Source organism: Streptomyces agglomeratus, assembly GCF_001746415.1.
Lineage (GTDB): Bacteria > Actinomycetota > Actinomycetes > Streptomycetales > Streptomycetaceae > Streptomyces > Streptomyces agglomeratus.
Map to the genome: position 1 here is coordinate 2282222 of NZ_MEHJ01000001.1, position 16146 is coordinate 2298367.

Consider the following 16146-nt stretch of genomic DNA (forward strand, 5'->3'; position numbering starts at 1 on the left):
CGCTGACCTGCGCGTCCATGTCCCGGACGCCCGTTGTCAGTGGTCGGGTGCACGATGGGGGACATGTCCAGGACTGCGCTCGACTCCTTCTCCCCCGCGACCCGCGGCTGGTTCACCGGAGCCTTCAGCGCGCCCACCGCGGCGCAGGAAGGCGCCTGGCAGGCCATCTCGGAGGGGTCGGACGTCCTGGTCGTGGCCCCGACCGGTTCGGGCAAGACCCTGGCCGCCTTTCTCGCCGCCCTCGACGACCTGGCGTCCAAGCCCCCGCCCGCGGACCCCAAGAAGCGCTGCCGGGTGCTGTACGTATCGCCGCTCAAGGCCCTCGCGGTCGACGTCGAGCGCAATCTGCGCAGCCCGCTCACCGGCATCCGTCAGGAGGCCGTGCGCCTGGGAATGACGGAGCCCGATGTACGCGTGGGCATCCGCTCCGGCGACACCCCGGCCAACGAGCGGCGGTCGCTGGCGACCAAACCGCCGGACATCCTCATCACCACACCCGAGTCGCTGTTCCTGATGCTCACCTCCGCCACCCGCGACGCCCTGGCGGGCATCGAGACGGTCATCCTGGACGAGGTGCACGCGGTCGCGGGGACCAAGCGCGGCGCGCATCTCGCCGTGTCCCTGGAGCGGCTGGACGAGTTGCTGCCGCGGCCCGCCCGCAGGATCGGCCTGTCGGCGACCGTGCGGCCGGTGGACGAGGTCGCCAGGTTCCTCTCCCCCCAGCGGCAGGCGGCCATCGTCCAGCCGCCTTCGGGCAAGGAGTTCGACCTGTCGGTCGTCGTCCCCGTGGAGGATCTCGGCGAGCTGGGCGGCGCCCCCGCCAAGGGGGACGACGCCGGCGACAAGCCGTCGATCTGGCCCCACGTCGAGGAGCGCATCGCCGACCTCGTCCAGGCCCACCGCTCGACGATCGTCTTCGTGAACTCACGCCGCCTCGCCGAGCGCCTGTGCAACCGGCTCAACGAGATCGCCTACGAACGTGCCACCGGCGAGCCCCTCCCCGGCGACCAGTCACCCGCCGAGATCATGGCTCAGGCGGGCGCCGCCAAGGGCGCCCCGGCCCTGCTCGCCCGAGCCCACCACGGTTCGGTCTCCAAGGAGCAGCGCGCCCAGGTCGAGGAGGACCTCAAGGCCGGCCGGCTGCCCGCCGTCGTCGCTACGTCGAGCCTGGAGCTGGGCATCGACATGGGCGCGGTGGACCTCGTCGTCCAAGTCGAGTCACCGCCGTCCGTCGCCTCCGGACTCCAGCGCGTCGGCCGCGCGGGTCACCAGGTCGGCGCGGTCTCCACCGGTGTCGTCTTCCCCAAGTACCGGGGCGACCTGGTCCAGTCGGCCGTCGTCACCGAGCGCATGCGCAGCGGCTCCATCGAGGCCCTGCGCGTGCCGGCGAACCCCCTCGACGTCCTGGCGCAGCAGCTCGTGGCGATGGTCGCGCTCGACACCTGGCAGGCCGACGACCTGCTCTCCGTAGTTCGCCGTGCGGCCCCCTTCGCCTCGCTCCCCGAGTCCGCGTTCACAGCGGTCCTCGACATGCTCGCGGGCCGCTATCCGTCCGATGCCTTCGCCGAGCTGCGTCCCCGCGTCGTCTGGGACCGCATCGCCGGTACGGTCACGGGCCGCCCCGGGGCGCAGCGCCTGGCGGTCACCTCCGGGGGCACCATCCCCGACCGCGGACTCTTCGGCGTCTTCCTGGCCGGAGCCGACCCCAAGAAGGGCGGCGGCCGCGTCGGCGAGCTCGACGAGGAGATGGTCTACGAATCCAGGGTGGGTGACGTCTTCACCCTGGGCACCACCTCGTGGCGCATCGAGGACATCACGCGCGACCGGGTGCTGGTCTCCCCCGCCCCCGGCGTGCCGGGCCGGCTGCCGTTCTGGAAGGGCGACCAGCTGGGCCGCCCGCTCGAACTGGGCCGCGCGCTGGGCGCCTTCGTCCGTGAGGTCGGCTCGCTCTCCGCCGAGGACGCAAGGTTGCGCCTGACCGCCGCCGGCCTGGACGCCTGGGCCGCCGAGAACGTCCTCGCGTACCTGGACGAGCAGCGCCGCGCCGCCGGTCACGTACCCGACGACCGCACGATCGTCGTCGAGCGGTTCCGCGACGAGCTGGGTGACTGGCGTGTCGTCATCCACTCCCCCTTCGGGGCGCAGGTGCATGCCCCCTGGGCCCTCGCGCTCGGCAGCCGCCTGACCGAGCGGTACGGCATGGACGCCCAGGTCATGCACGCCGACGACGGCATCGTGCTGCGCCTGCCCGACGCGGACCTGATGGGCTTCGACCTCCTCGACGACGAACCGGTCCGCCAGGGCACGGAGTTCGACAGCGACCAGGCCCCGCTCGGCGCCGCCGACGTCGCGTTCGACAAGGGTGAGGTCAACCAGATCGTCACCGACCAGGTCGGCGGCTCGGCGCTGTTCGCCGCCCGCTTCCGCGAGTGCGCCGCCCGCGCGCTGCTGCTGCCGCGCCGCAGTCCGGGCAAGCGCACCCCGCTGTGGCAGCAGCGCCAGCGCGCGTCCCAGCTGCTCCAGGTCGCCTCGGAGTTCGGCTCGTTCCCGATCGTCCTCGAAGCCGTACGGGAGTGCCTCCAGGACGTCTTCGACGTACCCGGCCTCACCGAGCTCATGGGTGACATCGAATCCCGCCGCGTCCGGCTCGTCGAGGTCACCACCCCCGAGCCGTCCCCGTTCGCCCGCTCCCTCCTCTTCGGTTACGTCGCCCAGTTCCTGTACGAGGGTGACTCGCCCCTCGCCGAACGGCGCGCCGCCGCGCTCTCCCTGGACTCCCGGCTGCTGGCCGAGCTGCTCGGCCAGGCGGAGCTGCGCGAGCTGCTCGACGCCGAGGTCCTGACCGAGCTGGAGCAGGAGCTCCAGTGGCTCACCGAAGACCGCCGTATCAAGGACATGGAGGGCGTGGCCGACCTCCTGCGGGTGCTGGGGCCGCTCACCGACGCCGAGCTGGCGGCGCGCGGAGCCGAACCGGGTTGGGCCGAGGCGCTGTCGACCTCCCGCCGTGCCATCCGGGTCCGTGTCGCGGGCGCGGACCACTGGGCGGCCGTCGAGGACGCGGGCCGGCTGCGCGACGCGCTGGGTACGGCGCTGCCTGTCGGCGTACCGGAAGCGTTCACGGAGCCCGTCAAGGACCCGCTCGGCGATCTCCTGGCCCGTTTCGCCCGTACGCACGGCCCCTTCACGTCCGCAGCGGCCGCCGCCCGGTTCGGGCTGGGCGCGGCGGTGACGGACGGCGCCCTGCAACGTCTCGCCGCGAACGGCCGGGTCGTGCAGGGCGAGTTCCACCCCGCCGGGATCGGCCAGGAATGGTGCGACGCGACGGTGCTGCGCCGGCTGCGCCGCCGGTCCCTCGCCGCCCTGCGCCAGGAGCTGGAGCCGGTTCCGCCCGCCGCGCTCGCCACGTTCCTCCCCCAGTGGCAGCATCTGGGCAGCAGCAGCCTGCGCGGCATCGACGGACTGGTGCGTGCCGTCGAGCAGTTGCAAGGCGCTTCTGTTCCCGCGTCCGCGCTGGAGAAGCTGGTCCTGCCGTCGCGCGTCGCGGGCTACTCCCCCGCCATGCTCGACGAGCTCACGACCACCGGCGAGATCCTGTGGGCGGGATCGGGCGCCCTGCCCGGCAAGGACGGCTGGGTGTCCCTGTACCTCGCCGACGCGGCGCCGCTACTCGTCCCGCAGCCGCACCCCCTCGAACTCACCGCGCTCCACGAGTCCGTCCTCACCACCCTCTCGGGCGGGTACGGCCTCTTCTTCCGCCAGATCGCCGACCAGGTCCGCGCCACCACCCACCCGGACTGCACGGATCCCCAACTGGCGGACGCCCTGTGGGACCTGGCCTGGTCCGGACGCCTCACCAACGACACCCTCGCGCCCCTGCGCTCACTGCTGGGCTCGGGACGTACGGCGGGCTCCACCGCGCACCGCGCGAAACGCACAATTCCGCGCGGGCGTTACGGCACCCTCAGCGCGGCCGCCCGACCCGCGTCCCGCACCGGCCCGCCCACGGTCTCCGGCCGCTGGTCCCTGCTCCCCGCCCAGGAACCGGATCCGACCCACCGCGCCCACGCGCTCGCCCGCACCCTGCTCGACCGGCACGGCGTGGTCACGCGCGGCGCCGTCGCGGCCGAAGGCGTCGAGGGCGGCTTCTCGGCGACGTACCGCATCCTCGCCGCGTTCGAGGACAGCGGTCAGGCCCGCCGGGGGTACGTCGTCGAGGGCCTCGGCGCGGCCCAGTTCGCGATGGACGGCGCGGTCGACCGCCTGCGAGCGGCGGCCACCGCACGCGAGCGCGCGGAATCCGACACGCCGAGCCGCGCGGTGGTCCTGGCCGCCGCCGACCCGGCCAACGCCTACGGCGCGGCCCTGCCCTGGCCCGAACCGCCCGCAGACGCCGGCCACAAGCCCGGCCGCAAGGCGGGAGCCCTCGTCGTCCTCGTCGACGGCGAACTGGCGCTCTACATGGAGCGCGGCGGCAAGACCCTGCTGGGCTGGCCCACCAACCCGAACGACCCGTCGGCCTCCGATCCCCGCCTCACCGCGGCCGCCGAAGCACTGGCGACAGCGGCCAGGCAGGGCACCCTGGGCACAGTCACCGTGGAACGCACCAACGGCACCCCCGCCCTCACCTCCACCCTCGGCAAAACCCTGGAGGCGGCCGGCTTCCACCCCACCCCCCGAGGGCTGCGCCTGCGCCCCTGAGTCCCACCGCGTCCCCGGCGACCCCGTGCCCGGCCCCAACCGCTCTTCGATGCCTCCGGGTGAGCCTTGGCGATCCGGTCGAGCCAAGAACCGACCGTCCCCACCCGTCCCACCTCGCTCAGGCCAGGGCGGGTGAGGCAGGACCAGGCCCGGGCCCGCAATGGCAGCGCCCCGAAGGGAGGGTTCCGCGCCAGCGCTCCGGTCCGCCGCATCATGGATCCATGCCCGAAGGAGACACCGTCTGGCAGGCCGCCCAGCGCCTGCACACCGCCCTGGCCGGACGCCCACTCGTCCGCGCCGACCTCCGCGTGCCCCGGTTCGCCACCGCCGACCTGACCGGACGCACCGTCCTGGACGTCACCCCTCGCGGCAAGCACCTCCTCACCCGCCTCGAGGGCGGCCTCACGCTCCACTCCCACCTCGGCATGGACGGTGCCTGGAGGATCTACGCAGCCGCCGAGCGATGGCGCGGCGGTCCCGCCCACCAGATCCGCGCCATCCTCGGCAACGCCGAACGCACCGCCGTGGGCTACCGCCTCCCCCTGCTCGAACTCGTTCGGACGCAGGACGAAGCGCAAACCATCGGCCATCTGGGCCCGGACCTCCTGGGCCCGGACTGGGACCCTGACGAAGCACTCCGCCGCCTCCTGGCAGCCCCCGAGCGCCCCTTGGGCGAAGCCCTCCTCGACCAGCGGAACCTCGCCGGAATCGGAAACGTTTACAAGTCCGAGCTGTGCTTCTACGCCCGCGCCACGCCGTGGCTGCCCGTCGGTGAACTCCCCTCCCTCGAACGCCTGGTCGCCGCCGCCAAACGCCTCCTGGAGGCGAACCGCGACCGCCCCAGCCGCCGCACCACCCTGCGCGAGCGCGCCCCGACCCCGCTCTTCTACGTATACGGTCGCGCCGGCCGCCCCTGCTTGCGCTGCGGCGCCACGATCCGCCACGCCGACCAGGGCGACAGCACCCGCCTGCGCCCGACCTACTGGTGCCCCCACTGCCAGAAGGGTCCCTCTCCCTGACCGGCGGGAGACCGCCCAACCACCCCCATCCCCTGCACGACAGGACAGTTGACGCACCGTCAGCTCCGGTCGTACCGTCCCCGCATGCCCCTCAAGGCGTACGACCTCACCGGCCGCACCGCACTCGTCACCGGCGCCGCGAGCGGCATCGGCCGGGCGAGCGCACTCCTCCTCGCCGCGGCGGGCGCCACCGTCCACTGCGCGGACCGGGACGAGAGCGGCCTCCGCGAGACCACCTCACTGATCGCCAAGGCGGGCGGCGCCGCTCACCAGCACCCCCTCGACGTCACCGACCGCGCCCGCCTCGCCGACGCGGTGGCCGCGGCCGGCCCTCCGGACATCCTCGCGGCCATCGCCGGAATCATGCACAGCAGCACCGTCCTGGAGACCCGCGACGAGGACCTGGAGCGGGTTCTGGCGGTCAATTTCAAGGGTGTTCTGTATGCCTGCCAGGAGGCGGCCCGCGCCATGATCTCCGCCGGGACCCCGGGCAGCATCATCACCATGGCGTCGGGCGCCGTCGACGCGGCGCACGCCGGGCTGCTCTGCTACAGCGCCGCCAAGACAGCAGTCGTACAGCTCACCAGGACACTCGCCACGGAGCTGGGCCCCCATTCCATCCGCGTCAACGCCGTTGCCCCGGGCTGGATCCGCACCCCCATGACCGACCGCCACGACGCGGCCCTCCAGAGCCGGGCCGAGTCCGCCATGGTCCGAGCGTCCCCACTGGGCCGGGTGGGCGAGCCGGAGGACATCGCGCACGCCGTCCTGTACCTGGCGTCGGACGCCTCCGCCTTCACGACGGGCCAGATCCTCCGCCCGAACGGCGGCGTCGCGATGCCCTGGTAGCCCCACGCCACCCCCGGGCACCGCCGGGCCACACCTTCGCAACCCCGGACCCCCCGGCACCGCCCGGCCCCCTCCCCTCACCCCGGCCCTGGCAGCCCCGGCACCCCCACGCAGCCTCCCGGCACCCCGAGCCGCGCCCGGGCGACCGCGAGCCGCACCCCCGTGATCCCGCGCCGCACACCCCGGCCGAGCCCGAGCCCCAGCGCCAGGACGGCCCGGGAGGCGGCTCCCCCGCCGCCCCGGGCGTACGCCGGGAGCCCACCACCCCCGGCGTACGCCCGATCCCGCGCCGGCGCGCCGGCCCGGCCCCGCCCGTGGCCGCCGGTACGGCGTGGACGGGCAGCAGACTCAGCCCCCAGCCACCCGCCACCACCACCCCCTCGACGACCCCCGTCCGCCCGGGCAGCAGCACAAGCCGAAGCGCCGCGTACCACCACACCACCGCGAGCACCAGCACCGCCCCCGGTCCCCAGAAGTCACGCCATGCCATGGCTGCCTCCTCCGGCCGACGCTAGACGGGCCCGCGCACACGGCGGGAGGGCGCACCGGGAGCACACCCCGGCGCACCCGACCGCACCAGACACCGCACACGCCCGCGCTCTACGCCCCTACTCGCTCTCCGCCTGGAACATCCAGGCGTGCTTCTCAAGATCCGCAGTCAGCCCGATGATGATGTCCTGGGTGACCGGGTCCGGGTCGGCGGTCGCCTCGATACGCTCCCGCATGCGACCGACCACCACGCCGAGCGCGTCCACCAGGATCCGTACGGCGTCCACATCCTTGATCCACCCCGACGGAACCTCCCGGATCGCCGTCGAGCGCGCCACGCTCGCGGACCGCCCGTCCGGGTTGACACCCAGCGCCGACGCCCGTTCCGCCACCGAGTCGGAGTGCAGCCGCGCCGTGGTGACCACCTCGTCGAGCTGAAGGTGTACGGACCGGAACCGTGGCCCCACCACGTTCCAGTGGACCTGCTTGGCGACCAGCGACAGATCGACCAGGTCCACGAGCGCGCCCTGGAGGGCCTCGCCCACCACCTTGAGATCCGCCTCGGGCAGGGTGCTCTTCACGACAGACATCCGTTTTCCTCCTCGGAGAACCGCAGCGAACAACGTCGGCACAAACGAAAACCCACCCCCCGCAGCTCCCGCCCCACAGCCTCCACCACCATGACACAAACCCGACAAAAGGGTCACACGAGGGCATGAAAGAGCCCCGGCGGTCCCTCAGGACACACCGGAGCTCTTCCGCAAGCCTCAGACCACAGTCACCGCGCTCACCGCAGTCAGGCGGCGACCACGTCCACCGCTTCCGCGGGTGCCTTGATCGTCACCCGCTCCGGTGGCACACCTGCCACCGACGTCACCGAAACGGAATTGAGCATCGGGCGTACCGGTGGACGCACCGGCTCGCTCGCAGCCGACTCCGCCAGCTCAGCCAGCGACAGCTCATCACTCACTTCGCGCATGAGCTCGGACATCCGTACGTCAAGCGCGTCGCAGATAGCGGAGAGCAGCTCGGAGGAAGCCTCCTTCTGCCCCCGCTCCACCTCGGATAGATAGCCGAGTGAGACTCGGGCGGACGAGGAGACTTCGCGCAGAGTACGGCCCTGGCGCTGGCGCTGCCGACGCAGCACGTCACCAAGCAGGCGACGGAGCAAAATCATCGGTGGCTCCCTCCTCGGACCGCGTAGCCGCATCCTTCACGCCCCACCGTACCGCCTCGCGCTGCGGCCGTGCGGGGAGCGATGTCGTGTTCACTCAGGGCTGCAAACATCAATTCCCCCCGTTCTGTTCCGTATCCTGTGCCCGCGCATCTTCGTCCAGTTCGCCGGAGAGCAGGGTCAGTACCCTCCGCACACTCTCCATACGGATTTCCGCCCGGTCCCCGTTCAACCTCAACCGGGCCACTTTCCCGGCACCGCCCGGTCCCGCGACCGCCACGAAAACGGTCCCGACGGGCTGCCCGTCCTGGGCTTCGGGCCCCGCGACACCGGTGGTCGCTATGCCCCAGCCGGCGCCGAGTACGCGCCGCACCCCTGCCGCCATCTGCCGCGCGACCTCCGCGTCCACGGCTCCGCGCTGTTCCAGGAGCGACGCGTCGACGCCCAGAATGTCCCGCTTGAGCTCCGTGGCGTACGCCGTGACGGCCCCGCGGAACACTCTTGAGGCACCTGGCGCAGAAGTCAGCTCCGCGGCCACCAGGCCGCCCGTGAGCGATTCGGCGACAGCGAGCGTCTCGCCCCGCCCCGCCAGCAGCTCCAGCACCTCCGCGGCGCCACTCCCACCTGCCACAGTGCCACCCGGCGCACCCGCACCCGCACCGCCGGTCACCGTGACGACTCCGCCGCGATACCGGCCCGCCGGAGCACCACGGCCTGGCGCACATAGTCCAGCCCGGTCGCCACCGTCAGCACGACCGCCGCCGCCATCACCCAGAACCGCAGCGTCGCGAGCGGCCCCGTCAGCGCCAGAACGTACATCCCGACCGCCACGCCCTGCATGAGCGTCTTCAGCTTGCCGCCGCGACTGGCCGGAATGACGCCGTGCCTGATCACCCAGAAACGCAGCACCGTGATGCCCAGCTCCCGGAAGAGAATGACGCCCGTCACCCACCACGGCAGGTCCCCGAGCGCCGACAGACAGATCAGCGCGGCGCCCATGATCGCCTTGTCGGCGATCGGGTCGGCGATCTTCCCGAAGTCGGTGACCAGGTTGTACGTACGGGCCAGGTGCCCGTCGAAGATGTCGGTGATCATCGCGACGGCGAAGGCCGCCCACGCCCAGGCGCGCCAGGCCGGGTCGTACCCGCCGTCCTGGAGCATCAGCATGACGAAGCCGGGGACGAGCACCAGCCGCATCATGGTCAGGATGTTCGCGATGTTCCAGAGGCTGGCCTGATTGACGGCCGCAGCGCCCAGCTTACCGCCCGGCGCCGGCTTGGCGCCGGTTCCGCCCGCAGCGGATGCCGGGACTCCGGTCATCTGCCTGCCTCCTCGTCGGGGGTCTGGGGGTCGCCTCCCAGAAGGTCGCTGTGTTCCGCCACCAGGTCCACGCCCTCGGTTCCGACCACCTTCGCGACGACCATACGGCCGACGGCCAGCCCCTGACCCGAAGTGAACAGCACTTGGCCGTCCGTCTCGGGCGCCTGGTGCGCCGCGCGGCCGACCGCGCCGTCCTCGCCGTCCACCGACTCGACCAGCACCTCGACCGTCTCGCCGAGCCGCTCCTCGGCCCGCTGGGCGGTCAGCTCGTCCGCGAGCCGCGAGATGTGCTCGAGCCGCTCGGCGATGACGTCCGCGTCCAGCTTGTTGTCGTAGGTGACGGCCTCGGTGCCCTCCTCGTCGGAGTAACCGAAGACGCCGATCGCATCCAGTCTCGCACCCGTGAGGAAACGCTCCAGCTCGCCGAGGTCCGCCTCGCTCTCACCGGGGAACCCGACGATGAAGTTGGACCGCACACCGGCCTGCGGCGCCTTGCCGCGGATCGTCTCCAGCAGTTCCAGGAAGCGGTCGGTGTCACCGAAGCGCCGCATCGAGCGCAGCACGCCGGCGGCCGAGTGCTGGAAGGACAGGTCGAAGTACGGCGCGATCTTCGGCGTGGACGCCAGTACGTCGATCAGCCCCGGCCGCATCTCGGCGGGCTGGAGGTAGCTGACCCGCACCCGCTCGATGCCGTCGACCTCCGCGAGCTCCGGCAGCAGCGTCTCCAGCAGCCGGATGTCACCGAGGTCCTTGCCGTACGACGTGTTGTTCTCGGAGACCAACATGATCTCCTTCACGCCCTGCTCGGCCAGCCAGCGCGTCTCGCCCAGTACGTCGGAGGGGCGCCGCGAAATGAACGATCCGCGGAACGACGGAATGGCGCAGAAGGAGCACCTGCGGTCGCACCCGGACGCGAGCTTCACGGAGGCGACCGGGCTGTTCCCGAGACGCTGCCGCAGCGGCGCCCGCGGTCCGGAGGCGGGCGCGATCCCCTCGGGCAGGTCCGCAGGAGGCGTGTCCTGGGCGTGCCCGGGAAGCGCGACGTCGGGGGCGTCCTGGCGCTCGGCCGGGCTGATGGGCAGCAGCTTGCGCCGGTCGCGCGGGGTGTGGGAGGCGTGGATGCCGCCGTTGAGGATCGTCTGGAGGCGGTCCGAGATGTCGGCGTAGTCGTCGAATCCGAGTACGCCGTCGGCCTCGGGCAGCGCTTCCTGGAGTTCCTTGCCGTACCGCTCGGCCATGCAGCCCACGGCGACGACGGCCTGCGTCTTGCCGTGATCCTTCAGATCATTGGCTTCCAGCAGGGCATCGACGGAGTCCTTCTTGGCGGCTTCGACGAATCCGCAGGTGTTGACGACGGCGACGTCCGCGTCCGAGGCGTCCTCGACGAGCTGCCAGCCGTCCGCTGCCAAGCGGCCTGCCAGCTCCTCCGAGTCCACCTCATTACGGGCGCAGCCAAGAGTGACAAGGGCGACGGTGCGGCGTTCGGGCATGGGCTCAAGACTACTTTGTCCCGGCGAGCGCCCCCGCCGCGAGGGTTCCACGGCGCCCGGGCCCCGGATCAGGCCGCCCAACGCGGCCCTTCCGGGCCTCCGCGCCGCCGCCTTCCGGGCCGGAGCCCGGCCCGGAAGGTCCCGGGTCAGCCGACCTCCGGGTCGCCCTTCGTGTACGTCAGCCGCTCGACCTGTCCCGCCTGGAACTCGTCGCCGACCTCCTTGCCGTTCACGAAGAGCTGCATCGCCCCGGCGTCACCCAGTACGAGCTCGATCTTTTCCTTGTCGGTGAAGGTCTTGGACTCGCCCTTCAGCAGCAGGCCGTCGAAGAGGAGCCTGCCGTTGTGGTCCTTCGCCGAGATCCAGCTCTTGCGGTCCCTGGCGGTGAGGGCGACCGTCACCTGGTCCTGCGGGACCGCCGCGATGGCGCTGTCCGAGGGGTCGGGCTTGGGATCGGCGGGCTTGGTCGGGGTGGGCTTGGCCGGCTTAGAGGTGGTGGGCTCGGAGCCCGCGACCTCCCTGGCGCCGCCGCTGCCGTCGGTTCCGTTGAAGAGCGTGAAACCGACGAAGCCGACGACGGCGACGATGGCCGCGACCATGGCCGCGGTCCAGTTGGGGCGCCGGGCCTCGGGACGGATCCGTTCCGCCTCGAAGAGCGGCGCGGCGGGGGTGGGTGCGGGACGTCCGCCGTGTTCGTCGTCGTACTGGGCGACGAGGGCGTCCGCGTCGAGGCCGATGGCGCGTGCGAGCGTACGGATGTGCCCGCGGGCGTACACATCGCCGCCGCAGCGGCTGAAGTCGTCCTGCTCGATCGCGTGCACGATGGGGATGCGCACCCGGGTCGAGCCGCTGACCTCGTCGACCGTCAGGCCGGCGTCCACGCGGGCCTGCTGGAGAACGCGTCCGATGGAGGGGCGGTCGTCTTCGATCGAGGACCGGTCGTCTTCGATCGAAGGCCGGTCGTCTTCGGGAGAGTTGCCGATGGACACGGGGGCGCCTTTCGAGCGTGAGCCACCTGCTGGGTGTTCAGTCTAGGGGTGGTACGAAAGCGTGAGGCAACCGGGAGGGCGGACTTTGTACGCCATCAGAACCGCCTGACAGCCCGATGGTGACACCATCTGTCTCCCCCTCCCTCAACTGGACGTACGAACAAGGGAAACGGTTGCTCACCCCTCACCTACGGGTGAGAATCTCCCCGGATCATAGCGAGCATTTCATCCAATTCATCCGGTTTGACCATTACATCGCGTGCCTTCGATCCCTCACTCGGCCCCACGATGTTCCGGGACTCCATCAGATCCATCAGCCTGCCCGCCTTCGCGAAGCCGACACGCAGCTTGCGCTGGAGCATCGACGTCGAGCCGAACTGCGTGGACACCACGAGCTCGGCCGCCTGGCACAGCAGATCCAGGTCGTCACCGATATCCTCGTCGATTTCCTTCTTCTTCGCCGTCCCGGCCACGACGTCTTCCCTGAAGACGGGCGCCATCTGGTCCTTGCAGTGCTGGACGATCGCGGCGACCTCGTCCTCCGTGACGAACGCGCCCTGCATACGGGTGGGCTTGTTCGCGCCCATCGGCAGGAAGAGGCCGTCGCCCTTGCCGATCAGCTTCTCGGCGCCCGGCTGGTCGAGGATGACGCGGCTGTCCGCCAGCGAGGAGGTCGCGAAGGCGAGCCGCGAGGGCACATTCGCCTTGATCAGACCGGTGACGACGTCCACCGACGGCCGCTGTGTGGCAAGCACCAGATGAATGCCGGCGGCGCGGGCCAACTGGGTGATGCGGACGATGGAGTCCTCGACATCGCGCGGCGCGACCATCATCAGGTCCGCGAGCTCGTCGACGATGACCAGCAGGTACGGGTACGGCGACAGCTCGCGCCCGCTTCCCTCGGGCGGCTTCACCTTGCCGGTCCGTACCGCGTGGTTGAAGTCGTCGATGTGCCGGTAGCCGTACGCCGCGAGGTCGTCGTAGCGCAGGTCCATCTCCCGCACGACCCACTGGAGCGCCTCGGCAGCCCGCTTGGGGTTGGTGATGATCGGCGTGATCAGGTGCGGGATGCCCTCGTACGCCGTGAGTTCGACCCGCTTCGGGTCGACCAGCACCATCCGTACGTCCTCGGGGTCGCCCGCACCATCACCGAGGTGATCAGACAGTTGATGCACGACGACTTTCCCGAGCCGGTGGCGCCCGCGACGAGCACGTGCGGCATCTTGGCGAGGTTGGCCATCTCGTAGCCGCCCTCGACGTTCTTGCCCAGCGCGACGAGCATCGGATGGTCGTCCTCGGCGGCGTCCGCGAGCCGCAGCACATCGCCCAGCTTGACCATCTCGCGGTCACTGTTCGGGATCTCGATGCCGACGGCGGACTTGCCCGGGATGGGGCTGATGATGCGTACGTCGGGACTGGCGACGGCGTACGCGATGTTCTTGGCGAGCGCCGTGATCCGCTCGACCTTGACCGCCGGGCCCAGCTCCACCTCGTACCGGGTGACCGTCGGCCCCCGGGTGAAGCCGGTGACGGCCGCGTCGACCTTGAACTCGGTGAAGACGGTCGTCAGTGAGGCGACGACGGCGTCGTTGGCGGCGCTGCGCGTCTTGCCGGGACCGCCACGCTCCAGCAGATCCAGCGACGGCAGCGCGTAGGTGATGTCGCCGGCGAGCTGGAGCTGTTCGGCGCGGGGCGGCAGCGGCTGGGACACCTCCGGCTGCGCCTTGGTCAGATCCGCCACCTTCGCCCCGGACGAGGGATCGGACGAGGGGTCAGCGCCGGAGCCCGCCCCCGCGTCCGCCCCGCGCACCGGCCCGGGAACAGGTGTACGTTCCGGTTTCCCGGCGCCCTCGCGGGCCGGCGGGACACCGGCCGGGCGCTCGGTGGAGACCCCCTGCGTCAGGTCCGCGACGAGCGGTGAGGGCGGCAGGCCGTTCAGTACGGCGCCGTCCAGCGCGGCGGCGGCGGCCGCGGCCACATCCACCGCGTCCATGGCGCGTTGCGCGGGCGCGGACTGTGCGACGGCCCGGCGGGGCCGCCGGCGCCGGGTGAGCGCCTCCTCCTCCGCGAGCTCCGCCTCGGACTCCGCGGGGACCGGGCCCCGGCGCGCGGGCGAGCGGCGCGCGCCGGCGGGCAGCGCCTCGCGCCACTGCTCCTCGTACCGCTCGTCGTCCTCGTACACGTACTCCTCCGGCGGCGCCGCCAGGATCCCCAGCATGATCCCAAGCTGCCGCAGCCGCTCCGGGACGGCGTTGACCGGCGTCGCGGTGACGACGAGCAGCCCGAAGACAGTGAGGAGCAGCAGAAGCGGTACGGCGAGAACGCTGCTCATGGTGAAGACCAGGGGCGTGGAGGCGGCCCAGCCGATCAGGCCGCCGGCGTCCTGGAGCCCTTCGATGCCGTCGCCGCGCGCGGGCGAACCGCAGGCGATGTGGACCTGTCCGAGGATGCCGACGACGAGGGCGGAGAGCCCGATGACGATCCGGCCGTTGGCCTCGGGCTTCTCCGGATGCAGGATCAGCCGTACGGCGATGACGCCCAGCAGTATCGGCACCAGCAGGTCGAGCCGCCCGAAGGCACCGGTCACCAGCATCCCGACGAGGTCGCCGACCGGCCCGCGCAGCTGTGCCCACGTACCGGCGGCGACGATCAGCGCGAGTCCGAGCAGCAGGAGCGCTACGCCGTCCTTGCGGTGCGCGGGGTCGAGCCCCTTCGCGCCGCGCCCTATTCCGCGGAACAGCGCGCCCACACCGTGCGCGAGCCCCAGCCAGAGGGCGCACACGAGCCGGACGACGCCCCCGGTGGGCGACGGTGCCGCCTTGGCGGCGGGTCTGGCCGCGGCCTTCTTTGCCGGCGCCTTCTTGACCGGCACCTTCTTCACGGGCGCGGTCTTCTTCGCCGCGACGGCGGACTTCTTGGCGGGCGCCGCTTTCTTCGGGGCGCCGGTGGTACGGCCGGCGCGCGGCTTCGCGGTGCCCGCCGTGCCCTGGGAACCCTTGCCGGACGTACGTGAGGCCATGGTGGTGAGGTTACCGGTGTGAGCGGCGCCGGACACGTGTGCCCACCGCTTCACCCGTTCGTGTCGTGCGGTGGAGGGCGGGAAACTGACGCCACCTCACGCGCTCGCGGCACCCGGCGATTACACCCAGGAGTCCGTCCGGCGAGCGCAACAGACCCGCACAGACCCGCACACGGGCGCCGTGTCCGACCCGCACGTGCGGCCGGAGCGCCTTTGGCCGGTAGGGCCGGCGCGTCCGGTCGGCATGTACGGCCAGGACGTCCGCTCAGTGCTGCGAAGGGAACGGCGGCGCGGCGCCGTTGGTGCCCGGCTCCAGCGCGTCGAGCGCCCGGCGCAGACCGGTCAGCTTGCGCTCCAGGTGGGCGGCCGTCGCGACGGCCGCCGCGTCCGCCGACTCGTCGTCGAGCTGCTTGGACAGCGCCTCGGCCTGCTCCTCAACGGCGGCGAGCCGCGCGGAGAGTTCGGCGAGCAGCCCGGCGGGCTCCTTCGTGTCGCCCACACCGCCGGCCTGGCCGCCGCCTTCGAGCTGGAGGCGCAGCAGCGCGGCCTGCTCGCGCAGTTGGCAGTTCTTCATGTACAGCTCGACGAAGACCGAGACCTTCGCACGCAGCACCCACGGGTCGAACGGCTTGGAGATGTAGTCCACCGCACCGGCCGCGTAACCCCGGAAGGTGTGGTGCGGACCGTGGTTGATCGCGGTGAGAAAGATGATCGGGATGTCCCGGGTCCGCTCGCGCCGCTTGATGTGCGCGGCGGTCTCGAAACCGTCCATGCCCGGCATCTGGACGTCCAGCAGGATCACCGCGAAGTCGTCCGTCAGCAGCGCTTTGAGCGCTTCCTCCCCTGACGATGCCCGTACCAGTGTCTGATCCAGCGCAGAGAGGATGGCCTCCAGCGCCAACAGATTCTCCGGCCGGTCATCGACCAGGAGGATCTTGGCCTTCTGCACCATGGCCCGCCCTCCTCGCCCCGGCAGTGCACCGGGCGCCGCCCCAGGGGACGACTCTCTTGCGCCGCCCGTCCTTGTGCCGGTCATGGTAGCCGCACCCCGCCTGTCGCCACACCCTGTCACCGCGATGTCACTGTGCACGTAGCAAAA

General features: G+C 71.7%; 10 protein-coding genes and 1 pseudogene. 3 read left to right on the forward strand and 8 right to left on the reverse strand.

Annotation, left to right across the window (positions count from 1 at the left end):
* The first annotated feature begins 63 nt into the window (after window positions 1–63).
* The 3 genes from AS594_RS09525 to AS594_RS09535 all read left to right on the forward strand — a co-directional run bounded on the left by AS594_RS09525 (window position 64) and on the right by AS594_RS09535 (window position 6566).
* Complete coding sequence (locus AS594_RS09525) at window positions 64–4698, forward strand: ATP-dependent helicase (RefSeq protein ID WP_069933174.1); 4635 nt, start codon at window positions 64–66, stop codon at window positions 4696–4698.
* A gap of 221 nt (window positions 4699–4919) precedes the next feature.
* Window positions 4920–5717, forward strand: coding sequence for an Fpg/Nei family DNA glycosylase (locus AS594_RS09530; protein WP_069933173.1), 798 nt, complete (start codon window positions 4920–4922; stop codon window positions 5715–5717).
* Between the two features lie 84 nt (window positions 5718–5801).
* Window positions 5802–6566 carry an SDR family NAD(P)-dependent oxidoreductase gene (locus AS594_RS09535; RefSeq protein ID WP_069933954.1) on the forward strand — a complete coding sequence of 255 codons (765 nt, stop codon included), beginning with the start codon at window positions 5802–5804 and terminating at the stop codon, window positions 6564–6566.
* Between the two features lie 608 nt (window positions 6567–7174).
* Here AS594_RS09535 and AS594_RS09540 read toward each other — a convergent pair.
* The 8 genes and pseudogenes from AS594_RS09540 to AS594_RS09575 all read right to left on the reverse strand — a co-directional run bounded on the left by AS594_RS09540 (window position 7175) and on the right by AS594_RS09575 (window position 15999).
* Complete coding sequence (locus AS594_RS09540; RefSeq protein WP_069926568.1) at window positions 7175–7645, reverse strand: Dps family protein; 471 nt, start codon at window positions 7643–7645, stop codon at window positions 7175–7177.
* A 206-nt stretch (window positions 7646–7851) separates the two neighbouring features.
* A complete protein-coding gene (locus AS594_RS09545) occupies window positions 7852–8232 on the reverse strand; it encodes a helix-turn-helix domain-containing protein (protein WP_028814221.1) in 381 nt (126 codons plus the stop codon).
* A gap of 109 nt (window positions 8233–8341) precedes the next feature.
* Window positions 8342–8860 carry a CinA family protein gene (locus tag AS594_RS09550; RefSeq protein WP_069926569.1) on the reverse strand — a complete coding sequence of 173 codons (519 nt, stop codon included), beginning with the start codon at window positions 8858–8860 and terminating at the stop codon, window positions 8342–8344.
* A gap of 35 nt (window positions 8861–8895) precedes the next feature.
* Window positions 8896–9549 carry a CDP-diacylglycerol--glycerol-3-phosphate 3-phosphatidyltransferase gene (pgsA, locus tag AS594_RS09555; protein ID WP_069926570.1) on the reverse strand — a complete coding sequence of 218 codons (654 nt, stop codon included), beginning with the start codon at window positions 9547–9549 and terminating at the stop codon, window positions 8896–8898.
* Window positions 9546–11039, reverse strand: coding sequence for a 30S ribosomal protein S12 methylthiotransferase RimO (gene rimO, locus AS594_RS09560; RefSeq protein ID WP_069933172.1), 1494 nt, complete (start codon window positions 11037–11039; stop codon window positions 9546–9548). The genes pgsA and rimO overlap by 4 nt, the downstream gene beginning before the upstream one ends.
* 146 nt (window positions 11040–11185) lie before the next feature.
* Complete coding sequence (locus AS594_RS09565) at window positions 11186–12028, reverse strand: helix-turn-helix domain-containing protein (protein ID WP_069926572.1); 843 nt, start codon at window positions 12026–12028, stop codon at window positions 11186–11188.
* Window positions 12029–12216: 188 nt separating this feature from the next.
* Window positions 12217–15047: pseudogene (locus AS594_RS09570) on the reverse strand (DNA translocase FtsK).
* Window positions 15048–15312: 265 nt separating this feature from the next.
* Complete coding sequence (locus AS594_RS09575; protein WP_069926573.1) at window positions 15313–15999, reverse strand: response regulator; 687 nt, start codon at window positions 15997–15999, stop codon at window positions 15313–15315.
* Window positions 16000–16146: the final 147 nt, after the last annotated feature.

Excerpts from the sequence above, each read along its gene's own strand:
- AS594_RS09525 (WP_069933174.1), top strand. The coding sequence starts at position 64 with ATGTCCAGGACTGCGCTCGACTCCTTCTCCCCCGCGACCCGCGGCTGG.
- AS594_RS09530 (WP_069933173.1), top strand. The coding sequence starts at position 4,920 with ATGCCCGAAGGAGACACCGTCTGGCAGGCCGCCCAGCGCCTGCACACC.
- AS594_RS09535 (WP_069933954.1), top strand. The coding sequence starts at position 5,802 with ATGCCCCTCAAGGCGTACGACCTCACCGGCCGCACCGCACTCGTCACC.
- AS594_RS09540 (WP_069926568.1), bottom strand. The coding sequence starts at position 7,645 with ATGTCTGTCGTGAAGAGCACCCTGCCCGAGGCGGATCTCAAGGTGGTG.
- AS594_RS09545 (WP_028814221.1), bottom strand. The coding sequence starts at position 8,232 with ATGATTTTGCTCCGTCGCCTGCTTGGTGACGTGCTGCGTCGGCAGCGC.
- pgsA (WP_069926570.1), bottom strand. The coding sequence starts at position 9,549 with ATGACCGGAGTCCCGGCATCCGCTGCGGGCGGAACCGGCGCCAAGCCG.
- rimO (WP_069933172.1), bottom strand. The coding sequence starts at position 11,039 with ATGCCCGAACGCCGCACCGTCGCCCTTGTCACTCTTGGCTGCGCCCGT.
- AS594_RS09575 (WP_069926573.1), bottom strand. The coding sequence starts at position 15,999 with ATGGTGCAGAAGGCCAAGATCCTCCTGGTCGATGACCGGCCGGAGAAT.